The organism is Methylobacter tundripaludum SV96, assembly GCF_000190755.2.
Taxonomy (GTDB): domain Bacteria; phylum Pseudomonadota; class Gammaproteobacteria; order Methylococcales; family Methylomonadaceae; genus Methylobacter_A; species Methylobacter_A tundripaludum.
The window spans coordinates 260,775-283,182 of sequence record NZ_JH109154.1 but is presented as its reverse complement, the minus strand read 5'-3'; the positions used below and the strand labels follow the sequence as shown (position 1 = coordinate 283,182).

The 22,408-nt window shown below is 48.5% G+C and carries 19 protein-coding genes; 16 read left to right on the top strand and 3 right to left on the bottom strand.

Annotated elements, in window-relative coordinates; all coding sequences use genetic code 11:
- Positions 1-7: 7 nt before the first annotated feature.
- Positions 8-2,659: an MMPL family transporter gene (locus METTU_RS21040; protein WP_006894079.1), complete on the top strand. Its 2,652-nt coding sequence runs from the start codon at positions 8-10 to the stop codon at positions 2,657-2,659.
- 299 nt (positions 2,660-2,958) lie between these two features.
- Here METTU_RS21040 and METTU_RS21035 read toward each other — a convergent pair whose 3' ends face one another.
- The 3 genes from METTU_RS21035 to METTU_RS23830 are packed head-to-tail and all read right to left on the bottom strand — an operon-like array spanning position 2,959 to position 4,801.
- A complete protein-coding gene (locus METTU_RS21035) occupies positions 2,959-4,011 on the bottom strand; it encodes a hypothetical protein (RefSeq protein WP_006894078.1) in 1,053 nt (350 codons plus the stop codon).
- Between the two features lie 59 nt (positions 4,012-4,070).
- Positions 4,071-4,619 (bottom strand): DUF5615 family PIN-like protein, encoded by a 549-nt coding sequence (locus tag METTU_RS21030; protein ID WP_150107942.1) that lies wholly within the window; start codon positions 4,617-4,619, stop codon positions 4,071-4,073.
- A 32-nt stretch (positions 4,620-4,651) separates the two neighbouring features.
- A complete protein-coding gene (locus METTU_RS23830; RefSeq protein WP_006894076.1) occupies positions 4,652-4,801 on the bottom strand; it encodes a hypothetical protein in 150 nt (49 codons plus the stop codon).
- Positions 4,802-4,948: 147 nt separating this feature from the next.
- Between METTU_RS23830 and METTU_RS21025 the strand changes: the two genes are divergently transcribed.
- From METTU_RS21025 to METTU_RS20955, 15 genes are all read left to right on the top strand, one after another.
- The gene (locus tag METTU_RS21025; protein WP_006894075.1) at positions 4,949-7,627 is read left to right on the top strand and encodes a cation-translocating P-type ATPase; all 2,679 of its coding nucleotides are present in this window, start codon (positions 4,949-4,951) and stop codon (positions 7,625-7,627) included.
- 346 nt (positions 7,628-7,973) lie between these two features.
- Positions 7,974-8,462 carry a septal ring lytic transglycosylase RlpA family protein gene (locus METTU_RS24880; RefSeq protein WP_006894074.1) on the top strand — a complete coding sequence of 163 codons (489 nt, stop codon included), beginning with the start codon at positions 7,974-7,976 and terminating at the stop codon, positions 8,460-8,462.
- A 351-nt stretch (positions 8,463-8,813) separates the two neighbouring features.
- Positions 8,814-9,650, top strand: a complete 837-nt coding sequence (locus METTU_RS21015) for a DHH family phosphoesterase (RefSeq protein ID WP_006894073.1) — start codon at positions 8,814-8,816, stop codon at positions 9,648-9,650.
- Positions 9,651-9,776: 126 nt separating this feature from the next.
- Positions 9,777-11,303, top strand: coding sequence for a fumarate hydratase (locus tag METTU_RS21010; protein ID WP_006894072.1), 1,527 nt, complete (start codon positions 9,777-9,779; stop codon positions 11,301-11,303).
- A 279-nt stretch (positions 11,304-11,582) separates the two neighbouring features.
- Positions 11,583-11,822 (top strand): RNA chaperone Hfq, encoded by a 240-nt coding sequence (hfq, locus tag METTU_RS21005; RefSeq protein ID WP_006894071.1) that lies wholly within the window; start codon positions 11,583-11,585, stop codon positions 11,820-11,822.
- 105 nt (positions 11,823-11,927) lie between these two features.
- Positions 11,928-13,193, top strand: coding sequence for a ribosome rescue GTPase HflX (hflX, locus tag METTU_RS21000; protein WP_006894070.1), 1,266 nt, complete (start codon positions 11,928-11,930; stop codon positions 13,191-13,193).
- A gap of 141 nt (positions 13,194-13,334) precedes the next feature.
- Positions 13,335-14,534 carry an FtsH protease activity modulator HflK gene (gene hflK / locus METTU_RS20995; RefSeq protein WP_006894069.1) on the top strand — a complete coding sequence of 400 codons (1,200 nt, stop codon included), beginning with the start codon at positions 13,335-13,337 and terminating at the stop codon, positions 14,532-14,534.
- Positions 14,534-15,388: a protease modulator HflC gene (gene hflC / locus METTU_RS20990; protein ID WP_006894066.1), complete on the top strand. Its 855-nt coding sequence runs from the start codon at positions 14,534-14,536 to the stop codon at positions 15,386-15,388. Before hflK ends, hflC begins: the two co-directional genes overlap by 1 nt.
- Positions 15,389-15,477: 89 nt before the next feature.
- Positions 15,478-16,677 carry an ATP phosphoribosyltransferase regulatory subunit gene (locus tag METTU_RS20985; protein ID WP_027150069.1) on the top strand — a complete coding sequence of 400 codons (1,200 nt, stop codon included), beginning with the start codon at positions 15,478-15,480 and terminating at the stop codon, positions 16,675-16,677.
- Positions 16,678-16,679: 2 nt separating this feature from the next.
- Positions 16,680-17,972 carry an adenylosuccinate synthase gene (locus METTU_RS20980; RefSeq protein ID WP_006894064.1) on the top strand — a complete coding sequence of 431 codons (1,293 nt, stop codon included), beginning with the start codon at positions 16,680-16,682 and terminating at the stop codon, positions 17,970-17,972.
- Positions 17,973-18,003: 31 nt separating this feature from the next.
- Complete coding sequence (locus tag METTU_RS20975) at positions 18,004-18,291, top strand: hypothetical protein (RefSeq protein ID WP_006894063.1); 288 nt, start codon at positions 18,004-18,006, stop codon at positions 18,289-18,291.
- 498 nt (positions 18,292-18,789) lie between these two features.
- Positions 18,790-20,067, top strand: coding sequence for an MFS transporter (locus METTU_RS20970; RefSeq protein WP_006894061.1), 1,278 nt, complete (start codon positions 18,790-18,792; stop codon positions 20,065-20,067).
- 323 nt (positions 20,068-20,390) lie between these two features.
- A complete protein-coding gene (locus METTU_RS20965; RefSeq protein WP_150107941.1) occupies positions 20,391-21,080 on the top strand; it encodes a hypothetical protein in 690 nt (229 codons plus the stop codon).
- Between the two features lie 232 nt (positions 21,081-21,312).
- Complete coding sequence (locus METTU_RS20960; protein ID WP_006894059.1) at positions 21,313-21,753, top strand: DUF4260 domain-containing protein; 441 nt, start codon at positions 21,313-21,315, stop codon at positions 21,751-21,753.
- A 306-nt stretch (positions 21,754-22,059) separates the two neighbouring features.
- Entirely contained in the window at positions 22,060-22,386 is a 327-nt protein-coding gene (locus tag METTU_RS20955) for a DUF167 domain-containing protein (RefSeq protein ID WP_006894058.1), read from the top strand.
- The last annotated feature ends 22 nt before the right edge of the window (positions 22,387-22,408 follow it).

The following is a 22,408-nucleotide window of genomic DNA, read 5'->3' as shown; positions in this document are numbered from 1 at the left end:
CTAAGTTATGTCGTTAAAAACCCGTAGTCAGACTATTTTTTCACGTTGGGGAAACTTCACTCTAGGCAGACCGTTTGTGGTGTTGTCAATAGTGGTTCTGCTCAGTATTTTGGCCTTGCAATACACCGCAGATCATTTGAGCATTAATACCGACACCGCCGAACTGGTAGCCCCCGATGCGCCATTCCAGAAAAACCGCCGCAATTATGAAAAAGCCTTTTCGCAGGACATGCATACGCTGTTACTGGTGGTTGAATCGGATACCCCTGAACTGACCAAATCGGCCACTAAAAGATTGATGCGCCTGCTCAGTGCCAATAAAGATCACTTTAATTCGGCCTACATCCCTAACGACAACGAATTTTTTCGTCAGAACGGCTTGCTATACCTCAGTACCGACGAGTTGCAGACCTTATCCAACAACTTGTCGCTGGCCCAGCCGTTTATCGGCAGAATTGCCCAGGAACCCAATCTGACCGGCTTTTTTTCAATTTTTGAAGATGCCCTGACCTCCACCGACAAGACCCAGGTTGTGCCTATTGATCTGACCTCGCTGATTGACAAGGTTACGTCGGCCTTGCATAAAACGATCAATGGCGAAAACGCTTTGCTCTCTTGGGAGTCGATGATTGCGGAAAAGAAAACTAATTCCAACAACGGCTTTATTGTCGTCTCGCCCAAGTTCGATTTTACGCAAATCCGTCCTGCGGAAAATGCGATTGATTCTATCCGCAAAGCCGTTGCTGAGGTTCAGGACCCCAATCTGCCTGCCGTTAAAGTTTGGGTGACCGGCGAAGTCGGCCTTGAAGATGATGAATTGTCAGGCATGAGTACCGGCACTTTTACTGCCAGTATTTTCTCCATTGTGCTGGTGTTGTTTATTTTATTGGTTGCCTACCGCTCTATTTTGCTCACCGTAGCCACGTTGATTACGCTTGCCTTGGGCATGCTTTTTTGCGGGGCGTTCGCAGCCTTTTCCGTAAGAGAATTAAACCTGATTTCAGTGGCTTTTGCGGTATCCAACATCGGCTTGGGCGTGGAATATGCGATTCATTTTTGTTTGCGCTACCGGGACAACCTGACTCATCATATTCATAAGGATCTGGCGCTACGCAGCACGTTGACAAGCACGGCGCCCTCGCTGTTATTGTGTGCGGGCACCACCTCCATCGGGCTCTATGCGTTTATACCGACCGATTACAAAGGCGTATCCGAACTCGGCCTGCTGGCAGGCACCAGTCTGTTTATCTGCTTGTTAATTACCTTGATCGCCTTACCGGCGTTGTTAAGAGTTATCCCTGCTCCGGCAAAGTTCGAGAAGGATGAAGTACAAAATGGACTGGCAAAACTGTCGGAAAAACTGGCGATCTTGCCGCTTCATTACGCCAAACCGATTTCCATTGCGACCTTGGCTATAGCCATTATCTCCGTCGCGCTGACCTTTAACGTGAAGACTGATTTCAATCCGATTAACCTTCGCGATCCTAATACCGAATCGGTTATTGCTTTCAAAAATTTGATGAAAGACAAGGAAACCACGCCGATGACCTTGACCGTTCTGGCCAAGGATGAAAACAGCGCCAAAACTTTGGAGCAAAAGCTTTCGACATTAGCCTCGGTTGATAAAACCGTCAGTCTTTTCGATTTTCAACCCACCGACCAGGACGACAAACTGGCCTTGATTGAGGAAATGGGCCTGTTGCTGGGTGCGCAGACGCAGAATTTCCCAGCGCTAAAAACCGACACCGATCCGGTTCCGGGCATTAATCGCCTGATAAAAGCCATCGACACCATCCTGCCTCAAAAAACCGATGCCCATGAGCGCACCGCGTTAACCAATTTTAAGAAAGAATTGCAGGATATTTTGATCGAGCTTGATGCGCGGCAAGAAACCAGTCGGCGTATGTTCATTGAAAAAGTCCAGACCACGTTGCTCGGTACATTACCGAGTCTAATGAACGAGCTATCGGCAGGCTTTAATGCCAGGAAAGTCACCTTGGCCGACCTGCCTCCCGAGATCAAGGACAAATGGCTGAGCAAGAACGGTTCTTATCGTATCCAGATATTTCCCAAAAAAGACCTGAACGATTTAGGCAGCCTGGAAGAATTTATTACCGAAGTGCAATCCGTCGCGCCTGAAACCACCGACTTACCGATCATGTATTGGGAATCGATGAAAGAAGTCATCTCAGCCTTTCAGGAAGCTATTGTGATCGCGCTGATCACCATCGCGCTGTTGTTGTTTGCCATTAGGCGCAATATTGTCGATACGGCGCTGGTCATGACGCCGCTGATACTGGCGGGGCTGTTTACCATGGCGAGTGCGGTTCTCACCAACACGCCCATTAATTTTGCCAACATCATCGCCCTGCCGCTGTTATTGGGGCTGGGCGTTGACAACGGCATCCACATGGTTGAAAAGCTGCACCATTCGCTTTCCGAAGAGCAGAATATTTATCAATCCAGCACCGCCAGAGCCATGTTCTACGGCGCACTGACCACCGCCTCCAGCTTTGCCGGATTGGCGTTCTCGCCGCATCAGGGCATCGCCAGCATGGGTTTGATCATCACCATAGGCATATTCTGGATCATGGTCTGTACGTTTATTGTTCTTCCGGCACTGAGTAAACTGGTGTTAAGGGTGAAAGATAATAGTTAACTACCCTCCGCTTTTGACAGGGGAAAAGGTAGTCTTTTCAACGTAACAGGAAATTATTTCGAGCAGTTGGTGGGATGCGGTGAACAAAGTGAACCGCATCAATCCAAGTCCGTAACGGGTAGGGCGGTTTCGCTCAGCAAACGGGCAATCACCAAAAGTAGGCGCTTTAGGCGACGCGCAACGCCGATGACAGCCTGTCGCAGTTGCGGTGGATTGCCTAGCGGCGAATCCACCCTACAGAGCTACAGAGCTACAGAGCTTAATTTTTCAATATGAGCCATGGTAAGAGCCTCCTTCGGTCATGATAGCGATTTGTTAATATACCGGATTTGCTGACCGTCCATGATTTTCTTACTAGTCGCATCGGAAAAATCCTTATCATTATATTTAAGCAGATCAAGATCGAATTCAAATCTCTCAGCAGTAGGCTTTATTTTATAGGATTTCTCTATCGGATCAGGTAATTCATCACAATATATTTTTACATTTATATCTATATCTGATTCTGTGCGAAAGAAAATTCTCGTCTTTGACTCACATAACTGTTTTGGCTGAAGATTCCCCGCAATCCACTCAAAGAAATAATCTGAATCTGAAGATGTATGCCTAGCTTTGATGTCATAAATGGCGGCGTTATCATTTGAGCGCCATCTGTCGTCTTCTTTCGTTTCTTGAGAGGGCGGCATGAGAAGAGGGCTGTTCTCGTTAGAAGCGCTCACCCCAGCACTTTTTTTAAAGCGTAGCTCAACTCTGGCGTTGCTTGCCAAAGTCGCGCCGAGATTTTCTAAGGTGAGTCCTATAATCTCCATACCACCTTGAGAGCTTAAATACTTGGCCCTTTCCCTGTAAAAGTTTTTATTAATCTGTGAGGTGAACAATCTGCCATTTCTTTTCTTTTCCTCCAGAGCACGCTCACTATATGAGGTGTTATCAGGAATTTCATCAATCGAGTGAGTGCATATCGCTCCTCTTAAGGTGTGATTTCCTCCGATTTTTTCCTTGTCACCATTTAGCATTGCTAATTCTAACTTTGGATGTTTAGCTTTGTAACTTTGAATTTGTGCTAAACAGACTGTCACTCCAAAATTATAAACCAATGCAACGAAAACAAGTGTCAGACCCATTTCCGGTTTAGGGTCGATAGTGAAAAAACTTATTAAATTTTCCGGCGGAATGTCTACCCATGGAGAAATTTTAACTATTACTATCTGCATCATTAAATTTATTTGTGAGCCAAAAATTAAGAGCCCACCATACGTTACAATTACACCAGTTATCCTATTATGAAATTTCCCTAAAATTAGGAGAACAATCTCTTTGATAAGAAGAATAATTTGATCGATTTTTATCATAATATCTCAGTGAAGGCATTTAACTTAAAGAGTATAAGCGCGGTAAGGTGCAAACTGCTCTATGGTGCTAGGGGCTTCCATACTGAAGCCTCACCATTTCGTTTCAACTTAACCCGCTTCTCAATATGCCTACCCTCTGCTTTTATAAAACCTCGAATAGTCCAAACTCTATCTTGGGTAACAACAATCTTCGAACCGATGTGTGCATTTCCGTATGGAGCAACGATTCTTAATAAATCTGAAAATGCATGTTCCAAACTGCCATCACCTTCCGCGCCAGGAAGAACAATAACTCCTGGATTTCTACTGAAAGGAAATTGCTTATCGTTCAGAAAGTCGCTGTCATGTGTAAGTATTATGCGACTGTCTTTCCAGGCATATGCAAAAACGGATTCGTCTGAGAATCCGGTTAATCCCGCTTCCGAAACGAATATTGCGTTATAACCGAAATCACGGAGTAAGATTGCAACATCATTTCCCATGTTTTCATCAACGAGAAATCGAGCTTTTTTCTTGAATTCTCGCTCTAAATCACGAATCTCATCATTTGATAAATTGGGAAAGGGATGCCACATATTTGTGCCTAAAGAGTCAGGTAGGGTGCGCACTGTGCACCATTTACGAATGCCCGAAGACTGGGCTATTGATTTGGAGGATTTTGCTCCGTCTTACCAGCCGCGTCTTTTTGTTGTTGCGACAGGTAGGTTCCCCCCATAACCACCGCCATTATTAAAATGTAAACCACCGAAGCGATACGTCTAGCTTTTTTACTCTGCTCATAGTTGTTCATAATCGACTCCTGAAATCTTAAAAAAATTGGAATAATACAATATTTGGCAATTCGGCTGATGAAAGAATCATGAAGTCCGTGGTATTTTAGACCAGCGAGAGGATGTCTCGCTAAAGCTGGGTAAGTAGCTGTTTTAATCGGACTGCCATGAAAATACACCAATTCACTGCCGACGAGGCGCTCGCAAGCCTCAAAACCAGCCATGACGGACTGTCGCAGGCTGAGGTCGAATACCGTCTGGACGAGTACGGGCCGAACCGGGTCGAGGAGGTGAGGGGCGAATCGCTGATATTCCGTTTCATCAAGGAATTCATTCACTTTTTCGCATTGATACTCTGGCTGGCGGCAGGCCTGGCGTTTTTCGCCGAATCCCAACAGCCGGGCGGCGGCATGGCTACTCTGGGCTACGCCATACTCGGTGTCATTCTGATCAACGGCCTGTTTTCGTTCTGGCAACAGTATCGCGCCGAACGCGCCCTTTCCGCCCTGCAAAAACTTTTGCCTTATTACGTCAAGGTGTTGAGAGAGGGCAAGGCCGGTCTGATTTTGGCCGCCGACCTGGTGCCCGGCGATGCCATTTTATTGCAGGAAGGCGACAATGTGCCGGCGGATTGCCGCCTGCTTGAAGCCTTTTCCCTACGCGTCAATAACGCCACCGTCACCGGCGAATCCCTGCCGCAGGCACGGGATGCGGAACCTTCAGCGGAAGAAAACCTGGAGCATAGCCGCAACACTTTGCTGGCCGGAACATCGGTAGTGTCGGGCGAAGGCAGGGCGGTGGTATTCGCGACCGGAATGCATACGGAATTTGGCAAGATCGCCCATTTAACGCAAACCGCCGTTAAAACGGTTTCACCGTTGCAACTGGAAATCGTGCGACTGAGCCGCCTTATTGCCTTGATCTCGGTTAGTCTGGGCGTGGCATTTTTTCTTATCGGACGCAGCATGGGGCTGTCGTTCTGGGAAAACTTCATTTTCGCCATCGGCATTATTGTCGCCAACGTGCCGGAAGGATTATTACCGACGGTCACCTTATCGCTGGCGATGGCGACCCAGCGTATGGCTAAGCGTAACGCGCTGATTCGGCACATGCCTTCGGTGGAAGCGCTGGGATCGGCGACGGTGATCTGTACCGACAAGACCGGCACCCTGACCGAAAACCGTATGGCGGTGAGTTCGCTTTATCTAGGCGGAAAAATATTTGCGACTACAGAGGTACGGCGGCAGCCGCAACTGGCGCTTAGATATCGGCGTTTTTTTGAGGATGCGCTGCTCTGCCACAACCTGAAAGAAACCATGGTTGCCGGAAAGTGGCAGTCATTGGGCGATCCTATGGAAATTGCTCTGGTGCGTATGGCAAAGACCTGTCTGGGTGAGACTTGTGCCTATCCCAAGATCAACGAAGTGCCTTTCGATACCGACCGCAAGCGGCTTTCTACCATTCATCAGACACCCAAAGGCGTGGTGCTTTATTGCAAGGGCGCTCTGGAAATGGTCTTGCCGCTCTGTAAGCAGGTGCAAACCGACGATGGCATAACGCCGCTGACGGCGGAAATCCGGCAGGATTTTATTCGCGCCCAGGAACAGATGGCAAACAAGGGTTTGCGGGTACTGGCCTTTGCCTGGCGCGAGCTGGAAGCGGAGCATAACGGCGAAGCGCAGGAGCAAGACCTTATTCTATGCGCATTGGTCGGGCTGGAAGACCCGCCCAGGGCTGAGGTGCCGGAAGCGATGCGCAAATGCCGAGAGGCAGGCATCAAAGTCATCATGGTGACCGGCGATCATCCGCATACCGCCTTGGCGATTGGTCGGCAGATCGGCCAGATTCAAACGGATAATCCGGTGGTGATTACCGGCGAACAGTTGCGCAAGTTGTCGGAAACCCAGCTGCGTCTGGCTCTGGATGCGCCGGACATCATCTTTGCCCGAGTCGGGGCCGATCAGAAAATGCGTATCGTCGCCGCCTTGAAAAAGAAAAAACATATTGTTGCGGTCACCGGTGACGGCGTGAATGACGCTCCGGCATTGAAGCTGGCGGACATAGGCATTGCGATGGGCATCAGTGGAACGGATGTCGCCAAGGAGGCTGCCGATATGATTCTGTTGGATGATAATTTCGCCAGCATCATCGCCGCCGTTGAGGAAGGGCGTGCCGTTTATGAGAACATTCGCAAGTTTCTCGCTTATATCCTCACCTCCAACATCCCGGAAGTTATCCCTTATCTGGCCTTTGCCCTGTTCAAGATACCTCTGCCATTGACCATCATCCAGATTCTGGCGGTCGATTTGGGGACGGACATGCTGCCGGCTCTGGGGCTCGGCGCGGCCAGGCCCGAACCGGGTAGTATGAGTCGGCCGCCGCGCCCGCGAAATGAGCGGTTGCTCGACTGGCGTTTGCTGCTGCGCGCTTATCTTTTTTTAGGTATGCTGGAAGCTGTTGTCTCTATGGCGGCTTATTTCTTTGTGCTGCACAGCGGCGGTTGGCGATGGGGCGAGAGCTTGGAAAGCCAAGACCCTTTATATCTTCAGGCCACCACCGCCTGTCTGAGCGCCATTATCGTCACGCAAATAGTCAATGTCTTCCTCTGTAAAACGCCGGAGCGCAGTGTGTTCGGTGCGCACTTGTTCGACAACCGCATCATACTCTGGGGTATCGCGCTGGAAGCCGCGCTGATCCTGATTATCGACTATACCGCCTGGGGCAATCTGGTTTTCGGCACCCTGCCGATTGCGCCGGAAGTATGGCTGTTTATACTGCCCTTCGGCTTGGCGATGCTGCTGTTGGAGGAATTGCGCAAGTTTATGGTTGTCAGGCTGAGGCGGTAAAAATTTAGGGCAGGGGGATGATTTAAGGTATAAAACCAGCGCCCACAGTAGGCGCTTTAGGCGACGCATGGAGCAGGTGCCGAGAAAAAACCAAGGTAAAGATTTTGTGTGTATTGTGGTTTATTAATTAATCCGCTTGCATTTTATTGATTGAATATACGGATTTTTTTGCTGAAGTTGATGCTTATGATAGCCCGGTAGTCGCCCCAACTAAGATGCTTAACTGACTTCTCCGTATTGTAGCTTCAAGGGTTTTTTATAAGGCATTGATTTTGCGCGTTTAAGCTAAGCTTAAGACTTGTTAAGTTAAAATTGAGCCAGATTTAAATAAAAAAGGCTCTACCCTATGAATAAAATCATGCTAGCAGTTCCTGTTTTTTTTATATGCAGTTATTTTGTTAACCCCATACAAACAGCCGAAGCGTCCGAACATCGCCCGGTTCATAAAGCATCCAAACACGCGTTGGTAACAACCCATAAAGCCAAGCCCCAGTCGGATAATCATCGAAGTACGGTTTCCTGGTACGGCCCTGAGTTTCACGGCAAAAAAACTGCCAGCGGTCAAAAATACGACATGTATGCGCTGACTGCCGCACACAAAACGCTACCTCTTTTGTCTTACGCCAAAGTTACCAACCTGAAAAATCATCGTAGTGTTGTTGTCCGTATCAATGATAGAGGTTCTTTTCACGGAAAACGGGATATGGATTTATCCTATGCTGCCGCAAAAGAACTCGGTATCCGGGGATTAGGGTCTGTAGAAATCACGCCGCTAAGTCGTAACGAAGCAGTATTACCATTAAGTAACAGCGGTAAAACAAGTAAACGCGGTTAATGTCGGTGCATTAAAAGTCACCTGAATATCCTCTGTGTTTCGCATCGAACAAGTTTGAGCATCATAACCGGGGTGGCGGTATCCAACGGGCCATCGGTTACATTACAAGCAAAATCCAATATTCAGCTCGTCGGGCTGGTCAAACCAAATTTCTTGATGCGTAATATCAACGCAGTTTCCTGATTGTAAATTCGTTTCGCCATTATGAGTAGGGCGATGCTGTAAAGTCGGTTTTTTCGGGATTGATGCCTGAAAATCAGAGTGTGTGCTTATGATTAGGACTTGGGTCGTGTAAAATGAGGGGCAATAGCCTTAGACCCATTTAGCGACACAGGGAATTTTTAAAAGAGCATGTCAGAAACCAATGAAACCTTAGTTATTTATCATGCCGATTGCCTGGATGGTTTAGGCGCAGCATGGAGCGCATTTTGCAAGTTGGGTAATCAAGTCCGTTACATTCCGGCTCGCTATGGCGACGATATTCCCGATTTTGAACCGGGAGCAACACTTTATATTTTGGATTATTCCTACTCGCCCGAGTTATTGGTCGATGCTTCAGCGAAAGCAGGCCGGATTATTCTGATTGATCACCATATGACCGCGATGGAACAATGCGATAGCTTTTTTAAGCTACAACCACCTCCTGAAAATCTGTCGATCAATTTCGATATGTCACGGAGTGGATGCGTCTTGGCTTGGCAGTATTTTTTCCACGACCTGAAACCGCCTAAGATCCTGCTGCATATCGAAGATCGTGACCTTTGGCGCTTCAAGCTGGACGGTACCCGGGAAATAACAACGGCGCTGTATGAAAGCATGCCCATCGCTTTTTCCGAAATAGGCGCGCTTGATCTGGCGGAACTGATGACGGTAGGCCGCATACAGGTTGAATGTGTTGCAAGGATGGTGCAAAGGCTCGCCAAATCAGCGCATAGCGTTTCGGTGGCGGGTCGGGTCGGGCTTGCCGTTAATGCGCCGTCATTATTCTCAAGCGATCTGGGTCATGTGTTGGCCGAAAAATCAGGCACGTTTGGGATGACGTATCAGTATGACGGCAGAAAACAACAATGGACTTTCTCGCTCCGTTCAATCGGCGATTACGATGTAGGTCATCTGGCTTTAAGTTTTGGCGGAGGAGGGCACAGGAACGCCGCGGGCTTTGCCTTGGATAACAATCCGTTTTTCTAGTACCCGGTGCGGGTAAACGTTGAATTGATTGTGTCAGTTAGTATCGAATAATGTCCGGAAACGCTACATCCATCATATATAATACGCCAACTGAATTATTAGCCGCTATATAGCAGGGAACCTCCGATGAGCATCATTCGTCAAGACGATCTTATTCAAAGCATTGCCGATTCTCTGCAGTATATTTCGTATTATCATCCGCTGGACTTTATCAAGGCCATGCATGAGGCCTACCAAAAAGAAGCGAATCCGGCGGCCAAGGATGCGATGGCGCAAATCCTGATCAACTCACGGATGTGTGCAGAAGGCCATCGCCCGATTTGTCAGGATACCGGCATTGTTACGGTATTTTTAAAAATCGGCATGGATGTTCGATGGGACGCAGACATGAGTGTCGTCGATATGATTAATGAGGGCGTTCGACGCGCTTATCGGCATCCTGATAATGTCTTGCGCGCTTCGATATTGGTCGATCCGGCAGGTAAACGCATCAACACCAAAGATAACACTCCTGCGGTGATTCACATGGAAGTCGTGCCCGGCGATACGCTCGACATCGAAATAGCCGCCAAAGGCGGGGGTTCCGAGGCCAAAGCAAAATTTGCGATGCTCAATCCTTCCGACAGTATTGTTGACTGGGTGTTGAAAGTCGTTCCTACCATGGGCGCGGGCTGGTGTCCGCCCGGCATTTTGGGTATCGGCATCGGCGGTACGGCTGAAAAAGCCATGCTGCTGGCAAAGCAGGCATGCATGGGATCGATAGACATTCATGAGTTAATCGCGCGCGGCCCTTGCAATGCGCTTGAAGAATTGCGTTTGGAGTTGTACGACAAAGTCAATGCGTTGGGTATCGGCGCTCAAGGTTTGGGCGGTCTTACCACGGTGCTGGATATTAAAATCAACGATTATCCGACCCATGCGGCCAACAAACCGGTTGCTATCATCCCTAACTGCGCGGCGACCCGGCATGTGCATTTTGTTCTGGATGGCAGCGGTGCGGCCGAATTCAAGCCGCCGCGTCTGGAAGATTGGCCTGAAATTACCTGGGACGCAGGCGCTACTGCCCGCAGGGTTAATTTGGATACCGTGACTCAACAGGATCTGGAAAGCTGGAAGCCGGGAGAAACCTTATTGCTTAGCGGCACCCTGCTGACCGGTAGGGATGCGGCGCACAAGCGCATGGCCGAGCTTTTTGAACGGGGCGAAGCCTTGCCTGAAAGTGTCGATTTTACCAATAAATTCATTTATTACGTGGGGCCGGTCGATCCGGTTCGCGACGAGGTGGTAGGGCCTGCCGGTCCGACTACGGCAACACGCATGGATAAATTCACCGAACTGATGCTGGACAAAACCGGCTTGCTCGGCATGATCGGTAAATCCGAGCGCGGGCCGGAGGGAATTGCCGCTATTAAAAAGCATAAAGCCGTTTATTTGATGGCGGTCGGCGGCGCGGCTTATCTGGTTTCAAAAGCCATTCGTAAATCACGCATTGTTGCTTTTGAAGATCTCGGCATGGAGGCCATTCACGAGTTTGTTGTTGAGGATATGCCGGTTACGGTCGCTGTCGATACTGCGGGCTCCTCGGTGCATCAAATTGCGCCAAAGATTTGGCAAGCCAGAATTGGCAAGATTCCCGTTGTTGAGGAAAGTTGAATCGGGTTATTTTTAGCAGTCCAGCGGATTTAAAAGCCGATAGTGCCGGCAACGCTGGATAAATAAGGGTTGCAAAGATCACGTCGATGGACAGGGTAAGCTGCTTGAATTTATAAAAATGTCCCCCATTATATTTTGTGATTACAAGGTAAAATCAGGAAAACTCAGAATATGCACAGTTTTAGCTAAAAAATATTCTGAAACCGGCGTATTGATTTGTATTGATTTGTAATTGCAGTTATCTTAATCATTAGTTTTAAAATAATAAGGAGAAATCGGATGTCAAAAGGTCAAAATTTACAGGATAATTTTTTAAATGCCCTTAGAAAAGAGCATACACCTGTTTCTATTTTCCTTGTTAACGGGATAAAGTTACAGGGTAAGGTAGACTCATTTGATCAGTACGTGGTTATGCTAAAAAACACGTCAAGCCAGATGGTTTACAAACACGCCATATCGACCATCGTGCCGAGTAAAGCTGTAAAACTGTCGCATGACACTGATTCCAGTGACGAATGATTAACCCTTTGTATGAGCGACCTTTGCCGTCGATAAATCTGCCGGGCAGTTGCATGCGCACGGAAAGTAAAAGTTTTTTTATAATCACGTCTGTGGGGTATTTAGTTGTTTGATCGTCCCGAATCAGGTGAGCGAGCAGTCCTTGTTCATCTGACACTCCGTTCCATGCATGAAGATCTTCTAGAATTAAAAGAGTTGGCTAAGTCAGCAGGAACCGATCCTGTCTATGTGGTAACAGGCAGTCGCAAAAAACCTGATCCAAAATATTTTGTCGGCAAAGGTAAGCTTGAAGAGCTTAAAGCTATTATCGAAACCTATGAAGCTGACATTGTTCTATTTAATCACCCGCTTTCACCCAGTCAGGAAAGAAATCTTGAGGGATTTTTGGGCGTCCGGGTGGTCGATAGAAATGGGCTGATTCTTGATATTTTTGCCCAGCGTGCGCAAACCTTTGAAGGCAAACTACAGGTTGAGTTGGCGCAATTGCAGCATTTGTCGACCCGGCTTGTTCGCGGTTGGACGCATTTGGAGCGCCAAAAAGGCGGCATCGGGCTTCGCGGTCCGGGTGAAACTCAATTGGAAACCGACCGGCGATTATTGGGTTTACGCATTAAACAGATTCAACAGCGTTTGGATAAAGTCGACAAACAAAGACATCAGGGACGCAGCAAAAGAAAAAAAGCCGAAGTCCCATCGGTTTCTTTGGTGGGGTACACCAATGCGGGTAAATCAACCTTGTTTAATAAGCTGACGGGTGCCGATATTTACGTGGCGGATCAATTGTTTGCCACCCTGGATCCGACCTTGCGCAACTGCAAGCTACCCAATAGCAGCGAGATTGTTTTGGCCGACACGGTGGGCTTTATACGACATTTACCGCATGAGTTGGTGGCGGCGTTTAAATCCACGTTGCAGGAAGCCAGTGAAGCGGATTTATTGTTGCATGTGATTGATGCTAGCAGTGATGACAGGGCTGAGACGATTTACCAGGTCAATCAGGTGCTTGAAGATATTAAGGCCAATGAAGTCAGGCAACTTGAAGTTTTCAATAAAATAGATTTATTGACCGACATCCAGCCGAGAATTGAACGGGATGATGTCGGTAATCCGGTTCGGGTGTGGTTGTCCGCCGAAACCGGGGCCGGTGTCGATTTACTTTATCAGGCGTTGGCCGAAATATTTTCAAATACAAAGGTTAAAAGAACGTGTTATTTGCAGCCTGATCAAGGCGATATAAGAGCGAAATTATTTGCATGCGCCAGAATAATTAGTGAGAAAACCGATGATTTTGGCGGCTGTGAATTAGCCATTGAAATCGATACAAAGTATTTGGGTTTACTGAAATCGGTCGAAATTGAAGAAATGCTTTAAAAAAGGTAAAAGGTAAAAGACACAATGCGAAAGTAGTCGGTTTTTAGCCTTTCGCCTTGTACCTTTCGCCTTTCGCCGATATTTACGATAGAATGTCGAACATGAATCGGTAAGTTTAAGTAACCTATATGGAGCAAAGTTATGTCCTGGAATGAGCCTGGCGGCGATAAGAAAGACCCTTGGAGTGGTCGTGGCGACCAAAAAGGTCCACCTGACCTGGATGAAGCAATACGGTCATTGCAAGAAAAGTTAAGTGGTTTTTTTGGCGGCGGCAAAGAAGGCGATGGCAGCTCTTCCGGTATTCCTCCACTGAAAAGCCTTGGTTTTGTCGTAGTCGGCGCATTAGCGTTATGGGGATTAAGCGGCTTTTATATTGTCGATGAAGGTACTCATGGCGTTGAAACCCGATTCGGCAAGTATGTTGCGACGACCCAATCGGGTTTGAACTGGCATTTTCCGGCGCCTATCGAGCGAGTCAATATTGTTGACGTAAAACAACAACGATATATCGAAGTGGGCTATCGTAGCGGCGGCAGTGATCAGGCCCTTGGCTCGGTACCGAAAGAAGCGTTAATGCTGACCAAAGATGAAAATATTGTCGACGTGCGTTTGGCGGTTCAGTATCAAGTTAAAGACGCAAAGGATTTTGTCTTCAATGTAGTGAATCCTGCGGCCACCTTGAAGCAGGTCACCGAAAGTGCGCAACGTGGAGTGGTAGGCAGCAGCAAAATGGACTTTGTTTTAACCGAGGGTCGTAGCGAAATCGTGGCCCAGATCAAGAAAGAGATTCAGGATGTTATGGATAACTATAAGTCCGGCATCCAGGTTACCAGCGTCAACCTTCAGGATGCACAGCCGCCCGAGCAGGTACAAAACGCATTTGAAGACGCCATCAAGGCGCGTGAAGATCAGCAACGCTTGATTAACGAGGCTGAAGCCTATTCCAATGACGTTGTGCCGAAAGCACGAGGCGCTGCGGCAAGAAAAATACAAGAAGCCGAGGGCTATAAAGAACAGGTTATTGCTCAGGCAGAAGGTGAATCAAACCGGTTTTCCAAATTGCTTACGGAATATACCAAAGCGCCGGATGTGACCAGAAAGCGTCTTTATATCGAATCCATGGAATCGGTATTGGCTGAAACCAATACCGTGATGGTTGATGTTAAAGGCAGCAATAATATGCTTTACCTGCCATTAGATAAAATGATCCAGCATCAGCCTTCAATTCAACAACCCAATGTTCCTCAAAGCACAGCGGAACAACCTGCTCAAACAGCGGTTGAAGCGGCACAACCCGCTGTGCGAACTTCAACGCGCGGCCGTGACGCAAGGGGACGCTAATGACACAGAATAAAATATTGGTAAGTCTGGCTGCATTGTTGTTTATCAGCATGATGTGCATATTTACCGTCAGTGAAACAGAAAAAGCTATTAAGTTTCGTTTAGGTGAGATCGTAAAGAATGATTACGAACCTGGGCTGCATTTTAAATTGCCGTTTATCAACAACGTAAAAAAGTTTGATAAACGAATTCAAACGATGGAAGCCAAACCGGAACGCTTTTTAACCGCTGAAAAGAAAAACGTTATTGTTGATTCTTTCGTTAAATGGCGTATCGGCGATGTAACCACGTTTTATACCGTTGTTGCCGGTGATGTAGATCAGGCTAATTTACGTCTGGATCAAATCATTAAAGACGCTTTCCGGGGCGAATTCGGTAAGCGTAATATCCAGCAATTGGTCTCGACGGATCGGCAGGCTATTCGTGAAATACTGATTAAAAACGCTAAACCGCTTGCAGCTGACTTGGGCATGGAAATTATTGATGTTCAGGTGATGCGCATTGATTTGCCGGATGAAGTTAGTAGTTCCGTGTTTCGCAGAATGGAAGCGGAGCGTGAGCGGGTTGCCCGTGAATTCCGTTCACAAGGCTCGGAAGCAGCAGAAAGAATTCGTGCCGATGCCGATAGGCAACGGGTTGTTACTATGGCGAACGCGTTCCGGGATTCAGAAATGCTTCGTGGCGAGGGTGATGCCAAGTCCGCTGAAATCTACGCCAAAGCCTATGGCGCCGATACTGAATTTTTCACCTTCTATCGTAGTTTGAATGCCTATAAGAAGACCTTTACCAGTTCAAGCATGATGGTGCTTGATCCTGATTCTGACTTCTTTAGATACTTTAAACAGCAGAAGTAGTTAAAAACACGATTCCCGGGTTTTAGCTTGGGAACCAGTAACCAACGCTCCGCATGCGGGGCGTTTTGTTTGAGTGGGACATACAAAACATGCAACAAAAAGACTCTTGGCTTTTGCCCGACGGCATAGAAGAGATTTTGCCGGAAGAGGCTAAGCATCTTGAAAGCTTGCGCCGTAAGATACTGGACACATTTGCTTGCTGGGGCTATGAATTAGTTATTCCCCCCTTTATAGATTACCTGGATTCCTTGTTGACCGGTTCAGGACACGACCTGGAATTACAAACCTTCAAACTGACCGATCAGATCAGCGGCGAAATGCTTGGGGTGAGGGCGGATATGACTCCGCAGGTCGCCAGAATTGATGCGCATAATCTTAATGCTGAGTGGCCGACCCGTCTTTGCTATACGGGAACTATTTTGCATACTAAAGGCGATCCGCTCGAAAAAACCAGAAGCCCGATGCAAATAGGCGCTGAGCTTTATGGGCACGCCGGTAAGGAAAGCGATGTAGAAGTCATCCGCTTGATGCTGGAAATGCTGGCGATGAGCGGCTTGCAAAATGTCCATCTTGATTTGGGCCATGTCGGCATCTATCGGGCGCTGTCAAAACAGGCAGGCTTGGATGACGCGCAGGAAGCCGAGTTGTTTGACGTGTTGCAGCGTAAGGCCAGACCCGAGCTTCAGGAATTGATGGCCGGTTACAGCATCAACGATGAATTAAAGACTATGTTCCTGAAACTGCCGCAATTGAATGGCGGCAAGGAAACAATAGCTAAAGCCCGTGCCGTTTTAGCGACGGCTAATGGTGAAGTCAAAGAGGCTTTAGCGGATTTGGAAGCTATTGCGGATAAATTGGCGATCAGTTTTCCATCGTTACCGATCAGTTTCGATCTGGCTGAATTGCGCGGTTACCATTATCACACCGGCGTGGTTTTTGCCGCTTTCGTGCCGTCGGTAGGCCGGGAGATTGCCAGAGGCGGTCGCTATGACAATATCGGCGCAATTTTCGGCCGTGCGCGTGCTGCGACCGGCTTTAGTGCCGACTTGAAAGTATTGTCGGCATTAGGCAAAGCATCCTACAAAAAACAACAGCAAGCCTTGATTTTCGCGCCGTATGGTGACGATACAGCGCTACATGAAAAAATCAGGGATTTACGCGCCGAAGGACTGGCGGTCGTTCAACAACTGCCGGGGCAAACCGGGACTGCACAGGAACTTAAGTGTACCGCCGTCCTGGAACAAGATCATCAAAACTGGGTCGTTAGACCCTTAGCAAGCTTGGAATAATTATGGGAAAAAATGTCGTAGTCATCGGTACCCAATGGGGTGACGAAGGAAAAGGTAAACTGGTTGATCTGTTAACGGAGCAGGCGGAAGCTGTGATCCGCTTTCAGGGCGGTCATAACGCAGGGCACACGCTGGTTATACAGGGAGAAAAGACGGTTTTGCATCTTATTCCCTCCGGCATCCTTCGGGAAAATGTGCAATGCATGATCGGCAATGGCGTGGTTTTATCGCCCGATGCCCTGCTGGAAGAAATTGAATTGCTCGAAAAAGCCGGTATTCCGGTTAGAAATAGATTGCTGATCAGCGAAGCTTGCACACTGATATTGCCGGTTCATGTCGCCATTGACAAGGCGCGTGAAATAGCTCGCGGCAGCAAAGCGATTGGTACAACAGGTCGCGGCATAGGGCCTGCGTATGAAGACAAGGCGGCTAGACGAGGCCTGCGGGCCGGAGATTTTCTAAATCTTGTGGTTTTCGCCGAAAGGTTTAGGGAACTGGTCGAATACCACAACTTTATGCTAACCAATTACTACCACACTGATCCCATTGATTATCAAACGGGTCTTGAAGAAGCGCTAAAACTGGGCGAGCAAATCAAGCCGATGTTGACGGATGTCAGCGAGGTTTTATACAAATACCAGGATCAAGGCAAAAACCTGTTGTTTGAAGGCGCTCAAGGCGCATTGCTGGATATAGATCACGGCACTTTTCCTTATGTGACTTCGTCGAGCACTACCGCTGGCGGCGCGGCTACCGGCACCGGCATCGGGCCGCTTGATCTTGACTACGTGCTGGGTATCACCAAAGCCTATTCGACACGCGTAGGTAACGGTCCTTTCCCAACCGAATTGCATGATGCAAATGGTGATCACTTGGGTACGGTAGGGCATGAGTTTGGCGCTACCACTGGGCGCAAACGTCGCACCGGCTGGTTTGACGCGGTCTCCATGCGCAAATCCGCAAAAATGAACAGCCTGAGCGGCATTTGTTTAACCAAACTGGATGTGCTTGACGGTCTGGAAAAGGTCGGTATTTGTACCGCTTATAGACTTAACGGCGTCATTACCGAAACAGCGCCTTTAGGTGCCGATCAGTATGAAGAATGTCACGCGATCATTGAAGACATGCCGGGCTGGACGGGAACGACTGCCGGTGTAACTGATTACAACGCACTGCCGGACAACGCCAAAGCCTACATCAAGAGAATTGAAGAGCTGGTCGGCGTTAAGATTGCTATTCTGTCAACCGGTCCCGATAGAGACGAAACAATTATCCTGGAACATCCGTTCGCTTGAACGGCTGTTGCATAAATTACCTGGAGATAACATGGCTGAAACTGTAGATGAATTGACCGTAACATACGAAGATGGCGGTATCGAAACAGTCAAGGAACTGGATAAAAAAGTACTGACCAAAGGTGCATGGGCTACGGTGATGTACCGTTATCAGGACTGGAATCGGGCTAAAGAAGAATACGGTCCCGATAAATACACCATTCGCCGTTACCAGAAGCAAAACGGCGAATACAAGCAAAAGTCAAAGTTCAATATTTCCAGTAAAGATCAGGCGAAAGCTATTATCGAAGCGTTGGAAGATTGGATTAAGTTGGACTAATGGCAGTAGGGCGCGCCGTGCGCGCCTTTTCGGATGCCCGAGCAATCTTGCTATCCTGTTGTAGTGCGTGGTTATTGAGTTAAGCCGTCATCCCGGCAGGGACTCACGTCAGGCTATCCTGCATGACGCCCTTCGGGTAAATGCAAATCTGTTCCAGACAGATTTGTGCCGGGATCCAGATCACAGGGATGTAAAAAATCAGATCAATAAGTAGTTTTATGCGGTCTATAAACGGTTAGCAAGACCTAGAGCGTTGCCTCCATGGCTTCTCGGCAACTGCTCCTGCGTCGCCTAAAGCGCCTACTTTTGGTGCTCTACCTCCAGCATCCATGTCGTAGATGCCAGCATTCCGGGATGATGATCTGTTTAGATGCCTGTGCGTTGATTAAGGATAGCTGCGGGTTAGGGTTTTCTAAAAAAGCGCAATTCATAACCGTGCGGCATAACGACTAAAGTCCAATCAATGCACATCGCCTGACTTAACGAAGCACCAGACCTATGACCAAAACCACCGCCCCCTCTGTTACCCGCATCGCCTTAGCCAGCTTCATTGGCACCGCTATCGAGTTCTACGATTTTTATATCTACGGCATGGCGGCGGCCTTGGTTATCGGCCCGGTATTTTTCCCCGGCGGCAACCCGACAACGCAAGCCCTTAGCGCTTTTCTTACTTTTGCCGTTGCGTTCCTTACCCGGCCTTTGGGCGCGACGCTGTTCGGGCATTTCGGCGACCGCATCGGGCGCAAAACAACCTTAGTCGCGTCGCTGCTGGTGATGGGCGTTTCCACCACATTGATCGGCTTGTTGCCGGGCTATGACGCTATCGGCGCATGGGCTCCGGCGTTGTTGTGCCTGTTGCGTTTCGGCCAGGGCATAGGCTTGGGCGGAGAATGGGGCGGCGCGGCGCTGCTGGCGACCGAGAACGCGCCTGCCGGAAAGCGTGGCTGGTACGGTATGTTCCCCCAGTTGGGACCGCCGGTGGGATTTCTGTTGGCGACAGGCAGTTTTTTGCTGTTGGCTCATTTTTTGAGCGAACAAGAGTTTAAAGACTGGGGCTGGCGGCTCCCTTTTCTTGCCAGTTCGGTGCTGGTCATGATCGGTTTATATGTACGGCTGGCCTTGGCCGAAACCCCGGTATTCGCCAAAGTGTTACAACAGCACCAGCAAGTCGGTTTGCCGCTCAAAGAAATACTTAAATTCCATGCTGCCCCGCTGGCGCTGGGAGCGATGGCGATGGTGGTGTGCTATGCGTTGTTTTATATTTCAACGGTGTTTTCGCTGAGCTACGGCACCACCACGCTGCAAATTCCGCGTCAGCAATTTCTCGGCATGCTGTGTGTGGCCGTACTCTTTATGGCTGCCGCCACGCCGCTATCGGCCTGGGCAGGTGACCGTTTCGGACGGCGGCCCGTTTTGCTGATCGCCGGAAGTGCCGCATTCTTGTCGGGTTTTCTGTTAAAGCCGATGCTGGAAAGCGGCTCGCCGTTGATGATTACCGCTTTCTTGTCATTGGAGCTATTTCTGATGGGAGCCACCTTTGCTCCGATGGGCGCCTTGCTGCCGGAGCTGTTCCCCTCCAAGGTACGCTATACCGGTGCGGGAACCGCTTACAACTTAGGCGGCATACTAGGCGCTTCGTTCGCGCCTTATATTGCGCAACGTTTGGTCACCGAGGGAGGCTTGGCCTGGGTCGGCGGCTATGTCTCATTGGCTGCGGCGATTAGTTTGTTTGCTATATACCTGATGCGGGAAACCCGTGATAACCGTTGGGTGTAAATAGGCGTAGGCCGGAATAAGGCCATCCAAGCGCGTAGCGCGAGGTGGCGTTTCCGGCGGATTCGGGAGGTGTTTGCCGGAAACGCCAATTCTCGCTGTCGCTCGAACCGGCTTATTCCGGCCTACCGGGCTATGTTGTATGTATTTAATATAGGAGTTTACCTATGAGCATCGTTTGTGGCATTTACGGTTACCAGATTACTCGCCCAATCGATTTATCTGGTCTAAGGATCGAACCGAGGACTAGCTCCTACCAACAGGCAAAGCGATGGACGATGGATCTTGACAGCTATCAACTTACGGCCATAATAAAAGGAGTATCGATGTCTGATGATCTTCTTTTCAACCTCGAAGCAATACTGTCATTTGTTGAGCGCTTAGATGTGCTGATCACTTCACCAGTAGAACAGACAAACGATGATCCTTTTACCCAGTTTTCACCAAGCATCATGACTCACCGAAGAAGTAGTGGTGGTGGATGTGCCATCATCGGGGAGGATACCTTTTTTCACACTTCCCGTAGTTTGTTTATTTCGAAGGCCTTTGATCGGCTCCAGAATCAACAGTTATATGAAGATGCACAGTTTAAGATTTTGTTCTTCAAGTACGTTGAAACGTTTCGTCAGAGAAAGTCGTTTGTCGAAGTCGAGTACTTTCTCCTTTATTCAGGTTTGGAGTCCTATGCCCGCTGTATTGTCAATGACCGTTCCAATCGGAATTCTTCAGAACCAATTTGTAAGCTCCTCACAGGCTATGGGTTTGATGTTCAGATTGAAAGACCGCGTGATCTCCAGAGGGCGGTGTCCACATACACCCATCTTCGGAATGCACTTTTTCACAACGGTGAGTTTACAGCCACCATTAATGTTAACGGGGCAGAGGTTGAGCTCAGGCTGTTTGACTACTTATCTAATATTTCGCAACTTGTTGCGTTAGTCATATTGAAGGCGGTCGAGTTCGACGACGGTCACATAAATTGGAATAGTTGGATTGATCTGCAGCCATTTAAATGAACGACACCCAAGCGTGACGGAGTTTGCAACCCCGCTCCTAACGTTTTGCGAAGCCCGAATCTTAGCCAAAGCAAAACATTTCGAACGGGGCAATATGCCCCGTCCGGCTCTAGGATCAACTACAAGAATTTATGAAAAACAAAGGATTGGCAATTAATTCCTCTAAGCGGGACGGGGTTTGAAATGCCCGAGCCTATCTATACTCAATTACACAATGAATTAAGGAGATCGTATGTCTGGTGAAACTACTGGTGCTGTGCGTGTCGTGCTTCGGCTTGAGGGCTTATGTGTACTTATTGCGGCTTCCGTCGCCTACGCCAAATTCGGCCTTGGCTGGGGTACGTTCGCACTGTTCTTTCTTACGCCGGATATTTCTCTTTTCGGTTACCTTGCCGGACCCAAGATCGGCGCCATTAGCTACAATTTAGCGCATTCATATAGTGGGGCGGTTGCTTGCCTTGCGGCTGGAGTTATTTTTCCGGCTCCAACTATCCTTGATATCGGCCTTATCTGGTGCGCTCATATTGGTTTTGACCGTGCGCTCGGTTATGGGCTCAAGTATTCAGACGGTTTTGGTTTTACTCATCTTGGCCGCATCGGACTATTTCCTGCGCTGAAAATCTTGGAAGCGGAGCACCGCGTAGCGAAGATTTTTAGTCCGCAGAAGCGATAGCGCATGTGTTTTCACGAAGCGCTTTTTGCGTAGTGAAAATGCAGGCTTTCCGACATCGCGTCGAGTCATTGCGAGAATGATGTTGGATACCCCTTGCTGGGTATCCAACGAATGAAGCAGGACGGCTGGGGCCGCCGGAGGCATTGGCTGCCGCGTAATTTTTGCCGCTTGCTTGGGCTGGGATGCCCAAAACAAGCTTTCGCAAAAATAGCGGCACTTTCACGATTATATCCAACCCTGATGCTAACCAGGATTCTGCGCGATAATAGCCCTTGGATTAATTAAAACAATCAACTAAATGAATTTATGAAAAGCAAAGGATTGGCGATTAATTCTTGCTGTGCTTGGGATGGCGAAACGTTAGTGCTTAATATTCTCGGCCAACCCAGCGCAAAACAGGATGCTATCGGCAAGGTTAAGGGCAATCAACTCAAAGTTAGCGTCACTGCCGCGCCCGTGGCGGGCAGGGCAACCGATCATATGGTCCGGTTCCTGGCAAAAGAATTTGGCGTGACACCCAAGGATATTGAAGTTGTGTTTGGCAGGTTCAATGTCAATAAACAGCTGCGCATTAAATCGCCTAAGAACCTGCCTTCCGTAATCAACAAACATTTATCTCAAGAAGGACGATAGGATAAATCATTCTGTAGCAAGG